The 18,625-nt window shown below is 63.0% G+C and carries 21 protein-coding genes; 13 read left to right on the top strand and 8 right to left on the bottom strand.

All coding sequences use genetic code 11. From position 1 onward, the window contains the following. The first annotated feature begins 30 nt into the window (after window positions 1–30). On the top strand, window positions 31–960 hold the full coding sequence (gene bla, locus EPJ54_RS18930) for a subclass B3 metallo-beta-lactamase (protein WP_135213335.1): 930 nt from the start codon (window positions 31–33) through the stop codon (window positions 958–960). A gap of 103 nt (window positions 961–1,063) precedes the next feature. Here bla and EPJ54_RS18925 read toward each other — a convergent pair whose 3' ends face one another. The 3 genes from EPJ54_RS18925 to EPJ54_RS18915 all read right to left on the bottom strand — a co-directional run bounded on the left by EPJ54_RS18925 (window position 1,064) and on the right by EPJ54_RS18915 (window position 5,048). After that, on the bottom strand, window positions 1,064–2,371 hold the full coding sequence (locus EPJ54_RS18925) for a type IV secretory system conjugative DNA transfer family protein (RefSeq protein WP_167755846.1): 1,308 nt from the start codon (window positions 2,369–2,371) through the stop codon (window positions 1,064–1,066). A 338-nt stretch (window positions 2,372–2,709) separates the two neighbouring features. Continuing rightward, window positions 2,710–4,437, bottom strand: a complete 1,728-nt coding sequence (locus EPJ54_RS18920) for a peptide MFS transporter (protein ID WP_239591031.1) — start codon at window positions 4,435–4,437, stop codon at window positions 2,710–2,712. Between the two features lie 77 nt (window positions 4,438–4,514). Next, window positions 4,515–5,048 carry a GNAT family N-acetyltransferase gene (locus tag EPJ54_RS18915; RefSeq protein WP_135213333.1) on the bottom strand — a complete coding sequence of 178 codons (534 nt, stop codon included), beginning with the start codon at window positions 5,046–5,048 and terminating at the stop codon, window positions 4,515–4,517. A gap of 82 nt (window positions 5,049–5,130) precedes the next feature. Between EPJ54_RS18915 and EPJ54_RS18910 the strand changes: the two genes are divergently transcribed. The 3 genes from EPJ54_RS18910 to EPJ54_RS18900 all read left to right on the top strand — a co-directional run bounded on the left by EPJ54_RS18910 (window position 5,131) and on the right by EPJ54_RS18900 (window position 7,678). Continuing rightward, complete coding sequence (locus EPJ54_RS18910) at window positions 5,131–5,892, top strand: 16S rRNA (uracil(1498)-N(3))-methyltransferase (protein ID WP_135213332.1); 762 nt, start codon at window positions 5,131–5,133, stop codon at window positions 5,890–5,892. Window positions 5,893–5,960: 68 nt separating this feature from the next. After that, window positions 5,961–7,328 (top strand): glutamate--cysteine ligase, encoded by a 1,368-nt coding sequence (locus tag EPJ54_RS18905; protein ID WP_135213331.1) that lies wholly within the window; start codon window positions 5,961–5,963, stop codon window positions 7,326–7,328. Between the two features lie 59 nt (window positions 7,329–7,387). Beyond that, window positions 7,388–7,678, top strand: a complete 291-nt coding sequence (locus EPJ54_RS18900) for a hypothetical protein (RefSeq protein ID WP_135213330.1) — start codon at window positions 7,388–7,390, stop codon at window positions 7,676–7,678. Window positions 7,679–7,773: 95 nt separating this feature from the next. On the opposite strand, the gene EPJ54_RS18895 is transcribed toward EPJ54_RS18900, so the two are convergent. After that, window positions 7,774–9,591, bottom strand: a complete 1,818-nt coding sequence (locus tag EPJ54_RS18895; RefSeq protein ID WP_135213329.1) for an ABC transporter ATP-binding protein — start codon at window positions 9,589–9,591, stop codon at window positions 7,774–7,776. A gap of 318 nt (window positions 9,592–9,909) precedes the next feature. On the opposite strand from EPJ54_RS18895, the gene ubiA reads away from it, so the two are divergent. Then, on the top strand, window positions 9,910–10,863 hold the full coding sequence (gene ubiA / locus EPJ54_RS18890; RefSeq protein ID WP_239591030.1) for a 4-hydroxybenzoate octaprenyltransferase: 954 nt from the start codon (window positions 9,910–9,912) through the stop codon (window positions 10,861–10,863). 1 nt (window position 10,864) lies between these two features. Further along, entirely contained in the window at window positions 10,865–11,488 is a 624-nt protein-coding gene (locus EPJ54_RS18885; RefSeq protein WP_135213327.1) for a DNA-3-methyladenine glycosylase family protein, read from the top strand. Between the two features lie 116 nt (window positions 11,489–11,604). On the opposite strand, the gene EPJ54_RS18880 is transcribed toward EPJ54_RS18885, so the two are convergent. Both EPJ54_RS18880 and EPJ54_RS18875 read right to left on the bottom strand, forming a co-directional pair. Beyond that, window positions 11,605–11,943, bottom strand: a complete 339-nt coding sequence (locus tag EPJ54_RS18880) for an antibiotic biosynthesis monooxygenase family protein (protein WP_135213326.1) — start codon at window positions 11,941–11,943, stop codon at window positions 11,605–11,607. Next, entirely contained in the window at window positions 11,940–12,245 is a 306-nt protein-coding gene (locus EPJ54_RS18875) for an NIPSNAP family protein (RefSeq protein ID WP_135213325.1), read from the bottom strand. Before EPJ54_RS18875 ends, EPJ54_RS18880 begins: the two co-directional genes overlap by 4 nt. A 65-nt stretch (window positions 12,246–12,310) precedes the next feature. On the opposite strand from EPJ54_RS18875, the gene EPJ54_RS18870 reads away from it, so the two are divergent. The 3 genes from EPJ54_RS18870 to EPJ54_RS18860 all read left to right on the top strand — a co-directional run bounded on the left by EPJ54_RS18870 (window position 12,311) and on the right by EPJ54_RS18860 (window position 14,766). After that, on the top strand, window positions 12,311–13,012 hold the full coding sequence (locus tag EPJ54_RS18870; RefSeq protein ID WP_135213324.1) for an ArsR/SmtB family transcription factor: 702 nt from the start codon (window positions 12,311–12,313) through the stop codon (window positions 13,010–13,012). Window positions 13,013–13,106: 94 nt separating this feature from the next. Continuing rightward, window positions 13,107–14,039 (top strand): fatty acid desaturase family protein, encoded by a 933-nt coding sequence (locus EPJ54_RS18865; protein WP_135213323.1) that lies wholly within the window; start codon window positions 13,107–13,109, stop codon window positions 14,037–14,039. Between the two features lie 82 nt (window positions 14,040–14,121). Then, on the top strand, window positions 14,122–14,766 hold the full coding sequence (locus EPJ54_RS18860) for a class I SAM-dependent methyltransferase (RefSeq protein WP_135213322.1): 645 nt from the start codon (window positions 14,122–14,124) through the stop codon (window positions 14,764–14,766). Window positions 14,767–14,879: 113 nt separating this feature from the next. Here the strand turns inward: EPJ54_RS18860 and EPJ54_RS18855 are convergent, their stop codons facing one another. After that, window positions 14,880–15,371: a hypothetical protein gene (locus EPJ54_RS18855; RefSeq protein ID WP_135213321.1), complete on the bottom strand. Its 492-nt coding sequence runs from the start codon at window positions 15,369–15,371 to the stop codon at window positions 14,880–14,882. 81 nt (window positions 15,372–15,452) lie between these two features. Beyond that, a complete protein-coding gene (locus tag EPJ54_RS19970) occupies window positions 15,453–15,626 on the bottom strand; it encodes a hypothetical protein (RefSeq protein WP_167755845.1) in 174 nt (57 codons plus the stop codon). Between the two features lie 144 nt (window positions 15,627–15,770). Between EPJ54_RS19970 and EPJ54_RS18850 the strand changes: the two genes are divergently transcribed. The 4 genes from EPJ54_RS18850 to EPJ54_RS18835 are packed head-to-tail and all read left to right on the top strand — an operon-like array spanning window position 15,771 to window position 18,620. Then, complete coding sequence (locus EPJ54_RS18850) at window positions 15,771–16,175, top strand: MAPEG family protein (RefSeq protein ID WP_135213320.1); 405 nt, start codon at window positions 15,771–15,773, stop codon at window positions 16,173–16,175. 60 nt (window positions 16,176–16,235) lie between these two features. Next, the gene (locus tag EPJ54_RS18845; protein WP_135213319.1) at window positions 16,236–17,582 is read left to right on the top strand and encodes a TldD/PmbA family protein; all 1,347 of its coding nucleotides are present in this window, start codon (window positions 16,236–16,238) and stop codon (window positions 17,580–17,582) included. Continuing rightward, a complete protein-coding gene (locus EPJ54_RS18840) occupies window positions 17,563–18,366 on the top strand; it encodes a 3'(2'),5'-bisphosphate nucleotidase CysQ (RefSeq protein ID WP_135213318.1) in 804 nt (267 codons plus the stop codon). The genes EPJ54_RS18845 and EPJ54_RS18840 overlap by 20 nt, the downstream gene beginning before the upstream one ends. Window positions 18,367–18,377: 11 nt before the next feature. Further along, window positions 18,378–18,620, top strand: coding sequence for a DUF4170 domain-containing protein (locus EPJ54_RS18835; protein ID WP_135213317.1), 243 nt, complete (start codon window positions 18,378–18,380; stop codon window positions 18,618–18,620). The last annotated feature ends 5 nt before the right edge of the window (window positions 18,621–18,625 follow it).

Genomic DNA, 18,625 nt, shown 5'->3' with positions numbered 1-18,625 from the left:
AGGCGTGCGCGCGCTCGCTACACCGCGCTCATGACAATTCGCAACGCCGCATTCGCTCTCGTTCTTCTCGGTGCATGCGCCGCGCCCGCGCCTGTAGCTGAGACTCCGCGCGCCGCTCCCCTCGCCAGCGAAGCACAGGTCGCCGCGGCTGAAGGCGAAGCGCTGAGCGATGATTGGGGTGCGTGGAACAATCCGATCGAACCGTTCAACGTGATCGGCAACATCTATTATGTCGGCGCCGAGGGCATCAGCGCGTATCTGATCACAACGCCGGACGGGCATATTCTGCTCGACGGCGCCTTCGCACAAACGGCGCCGCAGATCATCGCCAATGTCGAGCGACTTGGCTTTCACATGCGCGATGTCCGCTATCTGCTGAACAGTCATGCGCATGTCGATCACGCGGCTGGCCTCGCGCGGCTGCAATTAGCAAGCGGCGCGCAAATGGTTGCTTCCGAGGCGGATCGCGGCGCCCTTGAGGCGGGCCGCTTTCCTTATGGCCCGTCGGAAGACCTCGCCTTCCCGCCCATCCGCGTCGATCGCGTGATCGCCGACAATGAAACGCTGAGGCTCGGCGGCGTTACGCTCACAGCGCTGATCACGCCCGGCCATACGCCGGGCTGCACCTCATGGCTGATGGATGTCGCGGGCGCGGATGGCGCAACGCACCGCGCCCTCTTCCATTGCAGCGCCACCGTCGCCGGACAAAGCCTGGCGCCGCCCGCCTATCCCAACATCGTTGCCGACTTTGAATCCACGTTCGCGCGTTTCCGCACGATCGAAGCAGACGTGCTGCTTACAAATCATCCGAGCATGATGGATTTGGAAGAACGTCGCGCACGCCAGATCGCCGGCGACGCCAATGCGTTTGTGGATGCGAATGCGCTGCCCGCATTCAATGCGGCGCTGGAGCAAGCATTCCGCGCGGAGCTGGCGCGCCAGCGCGCCGCTCAGAATTAGGGGATGAACCGCCGGCCTTTTGCACTGGTGTCGCCGCGCGCGTTTCTGCGGCGGCGCCGGGCATGGCTAGAAGAAACCGGCGGTGAGCCGGCGGTTCAACTCGTTACCGACCGCGGGGCGGCCGACGTTTCGCAGCACTAGGCGTATCGGTCTCGAACATCGGGTTCGCGTCGAACTGGCCCGCAAAGGGCGCATCCATCAGATAATCCGGCAGACGCGCACTCATCGCTTTTTCGTTCGAGACGGCGATGATCTGACGATCCTTCGTCATCGCACGCAACGTATCGGCGTTGATGTCGCCGATCAGCTCCGCGCTTTCCTTGGCCATCAAATGATTGGCGACGCCGAACAGCTGGAACACGCCGGCATTGTTGAAGATGGTGCGCCAATCTTTCGGATAGAGCCGCTGCAGCTGGCTCAGATCCTGGAAGAATGGCCACACTTGCAAGCCATAGCCGCGCAGCAGCGTCATCGACTGACGCAGCGGCCCGAATTCGCCGAGCTGCGCGCACTCATCCAGCAGGAAAAGCGTCGAGCGCTTCGGCCGACGCTTGCGGCCCATCACCGTCAGCATCAACGCGCCGACCCAAAGCCGCAGCAGTGCGCCGTGGCTTTCGAGCTTATCCGGCGGGATGACGATGTAGATCGTCATCGGATCGCCCTTGCGCACCGCATCGAGCGATATCGTCGAGCGCGACAACGAACGCAGCGCCGAATCCGAATTCACGACCTTCAGATACGATTGCGCCGTCGACAGAATGCCCGAGCGCGTCTGCTCCGTGATCGGTAGGAACGAGCTGATGTTCTGCTTCGACAAGCGATTGAGATTGTCGTGGCTCTCGATCAAGGCAGCGAGGTTATAGACCGCATCGTCGCTCATCAGGATTTCGCGGACCTTGCCGAAATGACGCTCGCTCTTGGTCGAGGTCTCGGCGACGGCGGCGATCACGCCCGACATCAGCGAGCGGCCCCAATTGTCCCAGAAGGGCTCCTTGTGGAAGCCGACATCGCCGGCCAGCAGCGAGGCCAGCATTTCAGAATCCGCGTCCAGTAGCGCGCCAGGGCGGTCGAACAGGTCGAACGGGTTCAGGCTGTCGGTTTTTTTGGAAACGGCCCCGAACGGATCGAGCAGGCGCACCTCCTGGCCCATCTCCTTCCGGCGGCGATGGGTGCAGTGCCAAGTCTCGCCCTTCGGGTCGATGACGATGACCGAGCCCTCAAAGCGCAGCAGGTTCGGGATAATGACGCCGCGGCCCTTGCCGGCGCCGGTCGGCGCGATGGTAAGCAGATGCCGGTCCTCGCCATAGAGGATCGGCGATTGGCTTTCGAGGGCGGTATCAGCGACGCGCGGCGCGCCAAAGCCGATCGGCTCTCTTTTGTCCTCCGAGCTATAGCCGAGCAGTAAGTCCATGACTTCTGGGCGCAATCCCTGCCCCGGAGCCTCAACGGGCTTCCTCTTGGAGCGGGTCGTGCGCGGCCGGGCCATGATCACCTCCATCTGGTCGCTAGAGAGCGCGACCGAGACTCACTTTCATAGAGACCAAACCCGGCTGGACTCGCTCCGCTTTGCGGCGATCGTGTCTTTTTGGTTAACGGCCAGTCGGCGGCCAGCGGCCCCCGTCCGCCCACACACAAGCCGGAAAAAAATCTTGGCGCAACGCCTTGACGGCGCCTCGTCCGCACTTTGTCCAAAAACACACTCGCCGGCCCTCTCGGACCAGCGAGTATTTGTTTTTATTGCATTTTTGATTAACGAACGTCGCCCATCCATTTTTTCAGGAAGGGCGAGATCGCGAGCAGGATGACGCCCGCTGCGATGCCCCACATGCCGACCTGTTGGAAGGTCGTTACGTAGGTGTTGAGCTGCGCGCCAAGGTCAACGACTTGGCCCGCGACTGTGTCCGACGATGTTTGTTGCGCGATGATCGCCGCGAGAATGTGCGCGAGCGAGGACGACAAGAACCACACGCCCATCATCAAGCCGACAACGCGCGCCGGCGAGAGTTTGGTGATCATCGACAGACCAACCGGCGATAGGAACAGCTCGCCCGTTGTGTGCAGCAGATAGAGCAGCGCCAGGAAGATCAACGGCACCTTGAAGTCGTCGCCAGCGAATTGCGCACCGGCAACGAGGATGAAGAAGCCGAGGCCGACTTGGATCAGGCCAAGCGCGAACTTCACCGGCGTGGACGGCTCCATCTTCCGCTTCGCCAGCCAAATCCACATCGCGCTGAACGGCAGGGCCAAGAGCACGATATAGCCGGCATTGAAGCTTTGTGTCTGCGCCGCCGTCATCGTCACGCCTGGCACGACCGTGAGGTCGGTGTTGCGTTCCGCGAACAGCGAAAGCGAAGAGCCCGCCTGCTCAAACAGCATCCAGAAGATGACGCTGAAGATAATCATGATCAGCGCCGCGAGCATCTGCGTGCGTTCCAAGCCTTTGAAACCGATGAGCGCAAACGCGATTACGGCGGCGAACAGGCCTGGCACCAGGATCGGCAACGCCGTTTCCATCAGCTCAGTTTGCTGCACGAGCAGCCAAGCCGGGATCACGGCGACGAGGCCGAGAATCCAGAAGAGGCCTTCGAAGGTGGCCGAGATCGGCTTCGGCGGTTCAGCCCTACCTTTCAGCCATTTCTGGCCCATCAAATATTGGATCAGGCCGAAGGTCATGCCGATGCCGGCGAGGCCGAAACCGTAGGCCCAGCCATAGGTTTGGCCGAGATAGCCGCACGCCAAGGTCGCCAGGAAGGCGCCGAGATTGATGCCCATGTAAAAGATGGTGAAGCCGCCGTCGCGGCGCGGATCGCCGGGCGCATAGAGCGCGCCGACCGTGGTCGAGATGTTGGCCTTCAAGAAGCCGACGCCAATGATGATGAAGGCGAGCGAGAGGTACAGGATCTGCTCGTATGGGATCGAGAGCCCACCCAGGTTCATAAAGTCGGGGCGCGTGCTGAGCGCGTAATCGGCGGTCGGCACCATCGCGGGAAAGGCGTCCGCCGCGCCTTCGATTGCCATGCCCTCGGCCGAGAAGGTGACAGGGTAACGAACCTCGCCAGGTGCAACGAGGAAGAGTTCGCGCTCTTCGCCACGGCCTTCGGAGATAATGTCGAAGGTCTCACCCGCAAAGGTGATCTCTTGCACAGAGCCGCGGCCCTCGAAGGCCATGCCAAAGTGCCCGAGCACAAGGAAGACGGCGCCGATGGTGACGGCTTTGCGAGAGCCCAAAAAACGGTCGGCGATCACGCCGCCGATAACGGGGATCAGATACACAAGCGCAGCGTACGCGCCGTAGAGGCCCTGCGCTTTGTCGTCGGAAAAGAGGAAGTGCTGAGTGAGATAGATCACCAGCAGCGCGCGCATGCCGTAGAAGGAGAAGCGCTCCCACATCTCGGTGAAGAACAGGGTCACAAGGCCACGCGGGTGGCCCATGAACGTCTTTTCGTCGGCGCCAGCGCCGGCGGTTTGGTCTGTCATTTACAATCCCCTGGGCTGCCCTGCCCGGGCGCCCTCCCTTACTTGGCGGACAGACAAGCCGCGCCGCGCGCCTTGCGTCAAGCGTGCGTCGCTGAACGGAGTTCGGGGGTCATGGTCCACCAGAAGGTCTGACCGGGGGTGGAATCCAGCCAGAAGCCCAGCCGGCGCAGGGTGCGCACTGAGGCGAGATTGCCTGAATCGCAGCCGGCAATGATGGTTTCGACGCCCGCATCGTCGAAAAGCCAGTCGATCACAGCGCCGGCGGCTTCAACCGCATAGCCTTGCCGGCGCTGACTGCGCGCGACGCCGTAGCCGATCTCGAATTCGCGCGCGGCGCGAAGCGAGGGCTCAAAACGCACGTCGCCGACGACACAGAAATTATCACGGTGCACTGCAACAACGCGCGTCGGCGCCGGCGCTGGGCCCCAAGCGTGGGAGATCGAACGCGCCACCAAACCCAAACTCGCAGCGCACCAATCGGACGGCGCATCCGCGCCCAGCACGTCCGCGAACGCCGCCTGCCCTGCGCGCGCCGCTTCCGCGAGCGCCGGCGTCACCGGCTCCAGCCGCATACGCGGCGTCAGCAGCGAATGCTTGAGCGCCTGAACCATGAGCGCACCATGCAGTGGCCACGCAGGCCGCGCAACGATCAGGCGCCGTTGCCAAGCCCTCAGCGGCAAGGCAGCAAGGCGCATGGCCAATCCGCGTCTCTTGATAGATCAGAAGCTTGAGCCCGGCGCCGAGATCGCGCTGGACGAAGCGCAGGCGCGCCATGTGGGCACGGTGCTGCGGCTTGATGCTGGCGACGGCTTGCGTGTGTTCAATGCGCGCCACGGCGAATGGCGCGCGAGCGTCAGCGCCAAGACGAAGCGCGGCATGCGCGTGCGCGTTGAAGCGTTGATACGCGAGCCGCGCGAGGCGCCCGATCTGGATCTTCTCTTTGCGCCGGTCAAACGCCACGCTACCGATCTCATAGTGGAGAAAGCCACCGAGCTAGGCGTGCGCCGCATCCGCCCCGTCATCACGCAACGCACCATCGCCGAAACCGTGCGCGTCGATCGTCTGCAAAGCATCGCCCGCGAATCCGCCGAGCAGACCGAACGCTTCGATGCGCCGGAAATTTGCGAACCACTTTCACTCGCCCGCGCACTCGACGGCTGGGATGCGTCACGCCCTTTGATCTATGCCGACGAAGCCGGTGACGATGCGAGCGCGCCCTGGGGCGGCGACACCGGCCGCGCCGCACCCATCCTCGACGCGCTGCAAAAGGTTAAGGCCGAACGCCTCGCCCTGCTCATCGGCCCCGAGGGCGGCTTCACACCTGAGGAGCGCCGCATGTTGCGCTCTTTGACTCATGTCATTGCCGTGTCGCTTGGCCCGCGAATATTGCGCGCCGAAACCGCCGCCATCGCTGCGTTAAGCGTTGTGCAATCAGCCTGGGGTGATTGGCGGTAGGGGTAGGCGCTTGCGGAACGGCCACAAAGCCTCCACATGCCCGCCACAGAGCCTGCCGGAGGAAGCGCTTGGCCGACACCAAAGAACAAGCCCCGCCGCTGACGGGCTTCCGCGATCTCGTCGCGCATTTCGAGAAGGGTCCGAAGCCGGATCGCTCGACTTGGCGCATCGGCACCGAACACGAGAAGTTCGCCTTCTACAAAGATACGCTTGAGCCCGTCCCCTACGAAGGCGAGCGCGGCATTGGCGCGTTGCTGAACGGCTTGGCTGACACTTATGGCTGGCAGCGCATCAAGGAAGGCGAGAACACGATCGCGCTGAAGCAGGGCATGGCCTCGATCACGCTTGAGCCGGGCGGTCAGTTCGAACTCTCCGGAGCGCCGCTCGAACATCTGCACCAGACGTGTTCGGAAACCGGTTCGCACCTCGCGCAATTGCGCGACGTCGCCGGCAAGCTTGGCATTGCGTTCTTGGGCATGGGCTTCTCGCCGATCTGGTCGCTCGAAGAAACGCCGATCATGCCGAAGGGCCGCTACAAGATCATGCGGGACTATATGGCCAAGGTCGGCCGCCTCGGGCGCCAGATGATGTTCCGCTCCTCCACCGTGCAAGTGAATTTGGACTTCGGCTCCGAAGCCGACATGGTGAAAAAGTTTCGCGTCGGCCTCGCCTTGCAGCCAATCGCCACCGCGCTCTTCGCCGCCTCGCCCTTCGCTGAAGGCCGCTTGAACGGCTTCCTCTCCTATCGCGGCCACATATGGAGCGACACCGATCCCGATCGCACCGGCATGCTGCCCTTCGTGTTCGAAGACGGCATGGGCTTTGAGCGCTACGCCCAGTACGCGCTCGATGTGCCGATGTATTTCGTCTATCGCAACGGCAAGTACATTGATTGCGCGGGCCAGAGCTTCCGCGCCTTCATGGACGGCAAGATGCCCGTCCTTCCCGGCGAGCGCCCCACCGCGCAGGATTGGGAAGACCACCTCACCACGATTTTCCCCGAAGTGCGTTTGAAAACGTATCTTGAGATGCGCGGCGCGGATTCAGGTCCCTGGTCGCGCCTCTGCGCGCTGCCCGCGTTCTGGGCGGGGCTTCTCTATGACGACGCAGCACTCGAAGCGGCGTGGTCGCTGGTGAAGAGTTGGACGGCGGAAGATCGCGAGAGCCTCCGCCGCACCGTGCCGTTCCTGGGCCTACGCGCGCCCATCCGCGGCAACAGCGCCCGCGATATCGCTCAAGCCACGCTCGCCATCGCGCGCCAAGGTTTGAAATCGCGCGGCATCACCGATTCCAGCGGCCAAGACGAAACGCATTTCTTGACCGAGCTGGATGACATCGCCTCCACCGGCGTCACGCCAGCCGAGCGCCTGATCGAACGCTACAAAACCGAATGGGGCGGCGACGTCCGCCGCGTGTTCGAGGCGTGCGCGTACTAGCCGGCGCTTCACACTGCAGCCAGCTATGGGGAGCTTCCCTCTCAGAGTGGGGACCCATCATGCTTATCTGGTCAGGTTGGGGTATTGGCGTCGTCATCATCGCCTTCATTGGCTTGGTGATCGCATTTGCGGCGGGCGACGCGCTCATGACGCAATTCGCCATGCCGTCTGGCCCCGCCAATTCGGCAGGCATTATCGTCGGCGGCGTGTTAGCTGCTGTTGGCATGATCTTGCTGACGCGTTGGCGCGTGCGACGCGAGAGCCGGACGTTCATCGATGAACGCACCGGCGAGCGCGTCGCAGTGCGCCCGAGCGCCGGCAGCCTCTTCTTCATTCCGACACGCTATTAGAGCTGGATCATGCTCGCGCTCACCGCGCTGATGGCGTTCTTCCAGTTTGACGCCGTCGGCCCGAGCTATTGATCGGGAAAGCAGGGCAAGGCGGCCTAAGCCGCCTCATCCGCCAACATATCGCCCCGGCTCATCGCGTTGAGCTTGGCGTAGAGCCCATGCCCGGCGATCAGCTCGGCGTGCTTGCCTTGCTCGACGATACGACCTTGCTCGAACACCAGGATGCGATCGGCTTCGCGGATGGTGCTCAAGCGGTGCGCAATCACGATCGTGGTGCGCCCTTGTTTCAACTCCGCCATCGCCGCCTGCACCTCGCGCTCCGTCGCCACGTCGAGCGATGACGTCGCTTCGTCGAGGATCAGGATCGGCGTGTTCGCGAGGAAGGCCCGCGCCAACGCGACGCGCTGACGTTCGCCGCCCGACAGCTTCACGCCGCGCTCGCCCACTTCCGTGTCGTAGGCTTGCGGCAGCTTCTCGATGAAATCATGCGCCCGCGCCCGTTTGGCCGCGTCGATGATTTCTTCCAGCGACGCATCCGGCCGCGCGTAAGCGATGTTCTCACGCAACGAGCGGTGAAACAGCGCCGGGTCTTGCGGCACCAACGCGATGCTCTGGCGCAAGCTCGCCTGCGTCACGTCGCGCACGTCCTGCCCGTCGATACGGATCGCGCCCGCATCAACATCGTACAGGCGCTGTACCAGCTTCACGAACGTCGACTTGCCCGAACCTGTCGGCCCCACCAAAGCCACCGTCTCGCCCGCCGCAATCTCCAGCGAGAAATCACTGTAGAGCGCAGCTGCGGCCTTCTTGTAGCCGAACGACACTTGTTCGAACGCGATGTGGCCGTTCTTCGGCGCGAACGCTTGCGCGCCCGCACGATCCACGACTTCCGCCTGCTCCATCGCGTACGCGACCACGTCCTCGATGTCGGCGATGCCCTTCTGCAGATTTTGCACGTTCTCGCCGAGCGTCCGCAAATAGCCGGACACCAGCAAGAACGACGTGATCGCGAACACGGCGTCGCCGGCCGTCGCGCGGCCATTGCTCCATTCGATCAGCACGAGGCCCAACAAACCGACCTGCAATATCCAAAGCAGAATGTTCTGAAGCACCCACGCATTGGTGAACCGCGACCAGGTTTCATTCGCCTCCTTGGTCCAAGCCCGCACCACGCCATCAAACCGCGCTTGTTCGCGCGCTTCGGCGCCAAACGCCTTCACCGTGGCATTGGACGAAACCGCGTCAGCCAAGGCCGCGCCAATTGCGGTGTCGGCCTTGATGTAACGCTTCAGCGGCTCGGCCACGTAGAAGCGGCTCGAGAGATACGCGACCGCCAAGAACAATAAGATCGTGCCGCCCGTGAACGCGCCGATCACCGGCCATTGCACGAACGTCAGCACGGTAACGCCGATCAGCACAGCAATTGCCGGGATCATGAACCAAACCAACGTGTCGGAGATCACGTCGTAGGCGTTCATCGCGCGGGACACGCGCCGCACCGTGGCGCCGGCGAAATTGTCGGCGTGCCAATCGGCGGAGAAACGCTGCACGTCGCGGAAGCCGTCCGTGACAATGCGCTCCATGTTCTTGGAGGCGAACGGAATGTGGAAGCGCACGCCTGTGTTGCGCGCCATGTAGAAGGCGAGCGCCAACAGCGCGAGCACGCCATAGCCCCACGCAGCCGCCTGTTGGCCCTCCGCCGTTGGCCCAGCCGTCAGCGCGTCGACCAAATGCTTCGATGCAAACGGCATCGACAGGTCAGCCACGATCGCGAGGCCGAACAACAGCCCGACCATCGCCAGCTTTCCGGGCTGGCTCGACCAATGTTTCCACATGAAAGCGGCCACTTGCGCGAATTTCGCTTTGCGCTGGCCGCCCTCGTTCTCGTCGTCAAAATCGTATGAATCGCTCATGGGATTACCGAATAGGAATCGCGGCCGCGCGAAAGCGGCGTCGCGAACTTCAAAGATGGGATCAAAGCGCTGGAAGCAAACGCCCGAAGGCGCGAAACACCCGCACGACTTTGCGCTACGGTTTCCGCAAAACCCGCAACCGGGTTCCGGGATTTCGAGCCGGAGCAGCCAAAGCTGCCGCGAAGCTCATCGGCGACCGTGCGCGGCGCCGCGATTTAACGAAGGCGGGTGTTCATAAAGCGCTCCTCAAAGCGAAGGCAGCTCACATAGCGAGTACGCCGCCTTGCGTAAAGCAAAACAGCCTTGCATGACGCCAATGTGAGCAATTTGAAACCCGCCGATGCGTTGAAGCAACATTGGACCGACGGCTTGCCGCGCGCGTGGAGGCCGTTTGCGCAACTCTCGCGGCTGGATCGGCCGATAGGCTGGCAATTGCTGTTGCTGCCCTGCCTGATGGGGCTTGCCGTCACACGCACGGGCTACGGCTTCTACACCGACGACCTTCGCTTCGCGTTCGCGTTCCTGCTCGGCGCCATCGCCATGCGCGGCGCGGGCTGCACCTATAACGACATTCTCGATCGCGACATCGATGCGCAAGTCGAGCGCACGCGCCTGCGGCCGTTGCCCTCTGGCGCTGTATCGCTGAAAGCCGCGTGGGCGTGGTTGCTGGCGCAATGCTTGGTGGGCTTGGGCGTGCTGCTCTCGCTGCCGCCGCTGGCGCAGATTGTGTCGCTGATCGCTATTCCGCTGGTCGCGCTCTATCCGCTGATGAAGCGCATTACGTGGTGGCCGCAGGCGTGGCTGGGCATCGTGTTTTCGTGGGGTGCGCTTGTTGGGGGCGGCGCTGTCAGCAACGAAAGCGGCGTGCCGTTGGAAGCGCTCATCCTCTATGCCGGCTGCATCTGTTGGACCATCGGCTACGACACGATCTACGCGCTGCAGGACCGCGAAGACGACGCGCTCGTCGGCGTGCGCTCCACCGCCCGGCTCTTCGCCGACAAATGGCGCACCTGGACGGGTGTGTTTTACGTCGCGGCCATCGCACTGTGGGCGTCCGCCGCCGCTGTCGCCGGCGCGGGCCTGATCGTCGCCGTATCGCTCAGCGCCATTGGCGCGTTGCTGATCTGGCCTATGCTGCAAAGCGTGAGTGACAAGAGTCCGGAAACGGCGCTCACCGCCTTCAAGCGCAACGCGTTAATCGGTACGGCCATCTTGCTCGCCTTCTCGCTTGAGCCCATCTGGCGTACATTGCGGCCGGTTTTGGGAATGTAAGATGAACGACGCGGAGAAGCACCTCGCCCAAGTGTGCAAGCGCTTCGCCAAGGTCATCCCCACGCACGAACCTTTCCCGACCAAGTTCGAGAAGAGAAAAGACCCCTATCGCGCTTTGGTGCGCGCGGTCGTGTTTCAACAACTCTCCGGCAAAGCCGCCACCACGATCCACAATCGCGTCCTGGCGCTCTTCCCGGATAAGGATCATCCCGAACCGGAAGATTTGCTCAACGCGCCGGACGAATTGCTCCGCAGCGCCGGCCTCTCGCGCCAGAAGAGCGCCGCATTAAAGGACATCGCGCAAAAGCGCCTCGACGGAATCATCCCGCAATCGCGCGCACTCGCGCGCCTCGACAACGAAGAGATCATCGAGCGCCTCACCGCCGCGCGCGGGGTCGGCCGTTGGACGGTGGAGATGTATCTGATCTTCACGCTCGGCCGGCCTGACGTTTTGCCAATTGACGATCTCGGCGTTCGCAAAGGCGCAGAGAAACTCTACAAGCGCAAATTCACGCCCAAAACACTCGGCGCCTACGGCGAACGCTGGGCGCCGTGGCGGAGTGCCGCCGCATGGCACTTGTGGCGCGTGGCGGATACGCAAACGCCCGAACAATCGAAGCTCTAACTTATCCTGCTCCGTCATTCCGGACGCGCGGAGCGCGATCCGGAACCCAGGGCAATCTGCAGAGTGTTTGCCGTGGGTTCCGGGTTCGGCCTCCGGCCGTCCCGGAATGACGGAGGCTATGTATGAGCTGCCTGAGAATCCGCGGGCGCTTCATCGCGTTCATGCATTCCGTAGTCGCGCACGACATGTGCTACACACAGGCGATAATCATGAACCACACCGCCTCGGCCCGCAACTTGCGCGCTGCGATGCGCTTGCAGTTGGCGCCATTGCGTGACCGCTTCTTCGTCGCGCCAGAAGGAGAGCGAAAGGATGCGGCCCTTGCTGCTCAGACTTTGAAACCGCTCGATCGAGATGAAGCCATCGATCTCATCCAGCAGCGGGCGCAATTCGCCAGCGATGCGGAAATACGCATCGCGATCGGCGGGCTCGACCTCGAAGATCACGGCGATCATCTGGAGCACAACTTCAGGAAGGTGCGATCTTCACGCAAAATGAAGCGCTCGCGCTTGGCGAATTCATAATTCTCCCGCCCCGCAGGATCTTGAGCTAGGCGTGCGCGATACTCCTCGTACGCCGCCAAACTGGCGATGTTGTACAAACCATACGCCCGCGTGGCTGAGCCCTCGTGCGGGGCGTAGTAGCCGATCAGATCGGCCCCGCAGCGCGGGATCGCCTCGCCCCATACTCTAGCGTAACGCTCAAATTCCGCGCGCTTAAACGGATCGATTTCGTAACGAATACAGCATGTCAGCATTTTGGACCTCCAGCCCCAAATCCTAGCGGATTGCGGCGGCGTCATGGTTCGACTAGCATCGAACCATGAAGGAAGGCCCCAACATCGCGGCGATCGCCGCTATGGTCGGCGATCCGGCGCGGGCGAATATGTTGACCGCGCTGCTCAATGGCGCGGCGCTCACAGCCACCGAACTCGCGCTCGAAGCCAACGTGACCAAGCAAACCGCAAGCTCGCATCTCGGCAAATTGGTCGACGCTGGCTTAGTCGACGTCGAAGCGCAGGGCCGCCACCGTTATTATCGCCTGGCCAATGCCGACGTCGCCGGTCTGCTCGAAACGCTGATGGGCGTCGCAGCGCGCGCGAAAGCTTTGCGCGCACGTCCGGGCCCGAAGGAGCCGGCGCTGCGCCATGCGCGCATTTGCTATGACCACCTCGCTGGCGAACTTGGCGTGGCGCTGTTTGACGCCTTCATCAAAAACAAATGGATGCTGCCCGGCCCCGAGAACACCTACACGCTCACCAAGCTCGGCCGCATCAAAGTGCAAACCTTCGGCGTCGACATCGCCGACATCGAGCGCGGCGCGCGCCCGCTCTGCCGCGCCTGTCTCGATTGGAGCGTACGGCGCCACCACATCGCCGGGGCATTGGGCGCGGCCATCCTCGATCAAATCTTCTACCGCGATTGGGCCACGCAAAAGCGCGGCAGCCGCGTGCTCGAATTCACGAAGGTGGGCGAGGCCGGCTTGAAGCGCGTCTTCGCGTTTGGGGAACCGCCGCCCACGTGAACGCCGCGTAAAGTGCTGTTTTTCGCACTGCAAAATGCGCTGCGCGCACATGTTGTGAAGTGAAATCGGAAACCAATTGCGCTAAACGAGGGCCATGCCAGCTGTCGCGCGCATCGACCCGAAAGACGTGTTCACGCCCGAGGAATGGGCGCGCGTCTCCGCGAAATCCTCATGGCGCGGCTTGGCGCTCGTGGCCTGTGCATGGGGCTTGATCGTCGCTGCCGGCGCCATGTTCGTCGTGTGGCCGAATCCGCTGACCTACATTTTGGCCGTCATGCTGATCGGCGCGCGCCAGCTCGGCCTCGCCATTCTGATGCACGATGCCGCGCACGGCGCGCTGCACCCGAATGCGAAGATCAATGATTGGGTGGGCGAATGGCTCTGCGCCGCACCCGTCGGCGCGCGGCTCGATTCCTATCGCGCCTATCACATCAAGCACCATCGTTTCACCGAAACGGAAGACGATCCCGATCTCGCGCTCTCCGCGCCCTTCCCAATTTCGCGCGGCTCGCTCTGGCGCAAGATCGTGCGCGATCTCACCGGGCAAACCTTCTTCAAGCAGCGCGTCGCGCAAATCTTCGGCGGCCGCAAACCCGGCGAAGTCGTCAATGCGAGCGTTGGCCGCTTCCTCGCGATCAACGCAGCGCTCTTCGCGGCCCTCACGCTCGCCGGCTATTGGTGGGCCTATCCCGCGCTCTGGATCGTGCCAATGGCGACATGGCTGCCGCTGGTCACGCGCCTGCGCAATATCGGCGAACACGCCTGCGTCGGCGCGCAAGCCGATCCGTTCACGCACGCGCGCACCACGCTCGCCAACCCGATCGAACGCCTGCTGATCGCGCCGTTCTGGGTGCATTATCACGCCGAGCACCATGTCTTCATGCACGCGCCCTGCTATCGCCTGCCGGCGCTGCACGATGTGCTGATGAACAAAGGCTATTGGTCCCGCATGAAAATCGCGCCGGGCTATTTCAGCGTGCTGCGCGAAGCGACGACACCGAGAGCGGCGGCTCTCGCCGCCGCTTAAGCAGTGGGCAATGGGGAGTAGGCAGTAGGGCGGCTCGCGTATAAACCCCACTGCCCAATACCTCTGCCCACTGCCTCACCTCATGATCTCCGACATCCCTGCCTTCATCCGCGAGAACACGCGCGTGCTTGCGCCGAGCCATGTGCCGGAGCTGCAGCTTCATCTCGCCGATGACGCCGTGAGCCTCTGGCAACTCACGGAAGAACAACTCGGCGAACTCGGCCTGCCGCCGCCGTTTTGGGCGTTTGCTTGGGCGGGTGGGCAAGCTTTGGCGCGCTATGTGTTGGATCATCCCAAAACCGTGCGTGGTCAAAACGTGCTCGATGTTGCCTCCGGCTCCGGGCTTGTCGCGATCGCAGCGATGAAGGCTGGCGCCACATCAGCGCTCGCAATCGACATTGATGCGTTCGCCTCGCACGCGGCGGTTCTGAACGCAGCACTCAATGATGTTGTAGTGCAAACGAGCGATGCCGATCCCGTCGGCCAGCCGACGGACGCGCAGGTCATTCTCGTCGGCGATCTCTTCTACGATCGCGATCTGGCGCCGCGCGTGCTTGACTGGCTGATCGCGCAACAGAATGCCGGCAAAAGCGTGCTGATCGGCGATCCCGGCCGCACCTATCTGCCGCGCGACAAACTCGAACAGATCGCAGCTTACGATATTCCCGTCACGCGCGCGCTTGAGGATGCCGAGGTCAAGCGCGCGGCGGTTTGGAAACTAAAATAGCTCTCCTTCCCGCGTGCGGGGAGGAGTTGGAGGTGGGGATGGCGCCGCCTTATCCGGAAAAAACTGAGCTATCCCCACCCCTGCCCCTCCCCGCGTGCGGGGAGGGATGAAGATTACTCGATCGCACACACATACATCTTCGCCTGCTCATCCGGCTCGCGGCTGCGAGCGTCCTCGCAGACGGCGTTCCAGAAGCGCATCACTTCTTCGCCGAGCGCGTTGCTGCGCGCTTGCAATTCTTCGAGTGTGGGCTCCGCCGTCGCTGGTTCAGAAATCCAAACCGGCTCAAACGCCGGCCCGCACGCGACTTCCGTGAACAGCCCGCGCGCGCAGAGGCGCGAGCGTTCGATATTGTATTCCCACGCCGTCTCGCGCAGCGAACGCGCCAATTCGCGCGGGTCGGTGACTTCCGGCTCGGCCGAGCCTGGGCGATCGCCAGTCAGCGCATGCACGTGGCTCAGCATCACGCCATAGCGGCCGATCTCGATGTTTAGCGTGAACGGATCGGGCGCTTCATTCGCGGCGGGCGCTTGCGGCGCGGGCGTTTGCGCGCCTTGTCCGCACGCCGCCAAAGCCAATGCCAAAATCAACGCGCGGAACTTCATGATCGCCTCCACCGGAATCCGTGAAGCGACCTTAACCAGTGCAGCGCGCCCGGTCGTTTGCTTTTTCGTTACCCGGCCCCCTTAGCCGCCAGTGATGTGCGCCATTGCGTTATACGCGGCGCAATATTCGCCGTGTTCCGCGTCCTCAGAACGACGCGCAAAGGCTATCGCGACAACCGCCAAGCTCAAGCTGGCAATTGCCGCGAACATCGCCCAAGCGACGCTCATAAAGTCGGCGTCGTCTAAACCACCCATCCCGTTGCCTTCGAGGCATTCTGTATGTCGTGACTATGCCGAAAGGCGGTGAACACGCGGTTTCTGAAAGCAAAACAAAAGGTTGAAATGCGGGTTTGTGCAAAAGCCAACAAAGGCTAGAGCAAGATCAGAGGGAGGACGCCGATGCTACGTCTGGAGATCGCTGCGCTTTATGCGGGTGTGAATATTCTGATCCTGCTGGTCTTGGCAGTGCTAGTGGTCGCTGGTCGACGCAAGCACAAGATCACGTTGGGCGACGGTGGAAACGCCGATTTCAACCGCGCCGTCCGCGCCCACGCCAACGCCGCCGAATACATCCCGGCGGGCCTCGTCGGCATCGTTGTTTTGGCCCTGATGGAGCCGGCAAGCCCACTTTGGCTGCTGCACGCCGCTGGAATTTCTTTGACGGTCGGCAGAATTTTACATGGGGCTGGCCTTCACGCCGGCACGCTGAACTTCGGCCGGATGTTCGGGATGATCCTGACCTGGGTCAGCTATCTGCTCATCGGCGGCGGTCTCATCGCCGCCGGGCTCGCCCAGCAGCTCTAAAGAACCCCTTACCGCCACCGCGCGATTGCCGCCCTTGGGCTAAGCGCCCATGTTGGGGGCATGGCTTTCGACGCTGATTCACAGGCCGCCCTGGCGGCCCTCATCGACTATTCCCGCCAGGCCGGGGCCGACGCTTCCGAGGCCTCCCTGGCTGCCCGCGAGAGCATTTCCGCAGAGGTCCGCATGGGCCAGTTGGAAGGCATGGAGCGTGAGGAAGGCCGGTCGGTCGCGCTGCGCGCCTTCATCGGCAAGCGCCAGGCCTCCGCCTCGACAACTGACCTTTCGGCCAAGGGTCTGCAGGCGCTGGCGGAGCGCACCGTCGCGATGGCCAAGGCCGCGCCGGAAGACAAATATTGCGGTCTGCTCGACGGCGCCTATCGCGCCAAAGGTCCGTACCCGGACCTTGAGCAATCGGATTGCGCGCGCCCCTCGCCCGAGCAATTGCTTGAGCTAGCGCGCATCTGCGAGGATGCCTCGCTCAAAATCCCCGGCATCGCCAATTCGAGCGGTGCGGGCGCGTCCTATGACACATCGACTTTCGTGTACGCGACCTCGGACGGCTTTGAGGGCGCGGAAAGCGCGACCTCCTACAGCCTCGGCACCTCGCCCGTCGCCGAACGTGGCGACGACATGGAGCGCGATTACGAATATCGCACCAAACGCTTCTTCGCTGACCTCGAAGCGCCGGAAATCATCGGCCGCCTCGCCGGCGAGCGCGCCGCCGCACGCCTCGGCGCCAAGAAGGTCGCCAGCACCAAAGCGCCGGTGATTTTCGAGAACCGCTTGGCCGGCCGTATCATCGGGCCGTTCCTCTCCGGCATTTCCGGCACGTCGGTGACGCGCGGCGTCTCGTTCGTGAAAGACAAGCTCGGCCAGCGTGTGTTCGCCGAAGGCTTCCGCATTCACGAAGACCCATTCGTGAAGCGCGGCCTCTCCAGCCGGCACTTCGACGGCGAAGGCGGCGCGGTGAAGCCGGTCGATCTCGTCGCCGATGGCGTGCAGACAACGTGGCTGCTCAATTCGTCCGCCGCGCGCCAACTCAATCTCGAGCCCAACGGCCACGCCACGTCCGGCCACGGTGGCCCGCCCGGCATCGGCACATCGAACCTCTTCGTGAAACCTGGCGACCGCGATCTCAAAGGCTTGATGAGCGACGCCGGCAAGGGCCTCTTCATCACCGAGATGTTCTCGCCCTCGCTCAACATGAACACCGGCGATTGGTCAGTGGGCGTGGCCGGCTATTGGTTCGAGAACGGCGCCATCGTGCATTCGGTGAGCGAAGTCACCGTCGCCGGCAATCTGCTCGATATGTACGCCCGCCTGCGCTGCGGCTCCGACGTCTACGAGCACTCTTCCCTGCACATCCCCAGCTTGATCGTGGACGACCTTGCAATCGGCGGCGTCTGACCTCGAGCTCCTGGAAGCAGCGGCACGCGAAGCAGGCGCCCTTGCCCGGCAATTGCTGGCGAAGCCGCTTGAGATCCAGTCCAAGGGCGAAGCGGGCCCCGTCACCAATGTCGATTTCGCGGTGAATGATCTGCTCACCGAGAAGCTGCGCAATGCGCGGCCTGATTATGGCTGGCTCTCGGAAGAAACGCCGGACGATCATAGCCAACGCATCGGCAAGCAGCGCGTCTTCATGCTCGACCCGATCGACGGCACCGCCGCGATGATCGCCAAGGCGCCGCAATGGACCATCTCCATCGGCATCAGCGACAACGACCGCGCCTATGCAGGCGCAGTTTACAATCCGATCACCGACGAGATGTTCTTGGGCGCGCCGGGCGCACGCGCCACGCTCAACGGCCGGCAGATGTTCGCCAGCAGCCGCGACACGCTCGAAGGCGCGCGCATGATCGGCCAGAAGAACCGCTTCTCCGACAAACGCTGGCAATCGCCTTGGCCGAAGATGGACATCATCGAACGCCAATCGATCGCCTATCGCATGGCTCTGGTCGCTGCAGGCCAAGGCGACGCCACGGTTTTGTTCGGCTTCAAGAACGAGTGGGACATCTCAGCAGGCGCCGCACTCATCGAAGCGGCAGGCGGGCGCGTCAGCGATCTTTGGGGCAAACCGATCAGGCTCAATCAGCCCGATCCGCGGGCGCCCGGCGTCGCTGCGGCTGGCGCGGCGCTGCACCCTTTGCTAATCGAGCGCACCACTGATTTCCCTGATCCGCGCAAGCGATAGGATGGAGCGCCATGAGCGAGCAACCACAGCTCCTGCACCTCGTTATCGGCGGCGAATTGAAAGACCTCGCCCGCCCGGAATTCGTTGATCTGACCGCCGTCGATTTCGTCGGCGCCTATCCGAATTATCGCACCGCCTACGACGCCTGGAAGGGTGCGGCGCAACGCACGGTCGACAACGCGCGGATGCGCTATTTTATCATCCACGCACACCGCCTGCTCGATCCGGGAACGGACCCTGAGCACGAACTCTAAACAGA

The sequence above is a fragment of the Vitreimonas flagellata genome (assembly GCF_004634425.1).
In the GTDB taxonomy this organism is placed as follows: domain Bacteria; phylum Pseudomonadota; class Alphaproteobacteria; order Caulobacterales; family Aquidulcibacteraceae; genus Vitreimonas; species Vitreimonas flagellata.
Note: the sequence above shows the minus strand (reverse complement) of the source record. Positions and strands in the feature narration are given on the sequence as shown.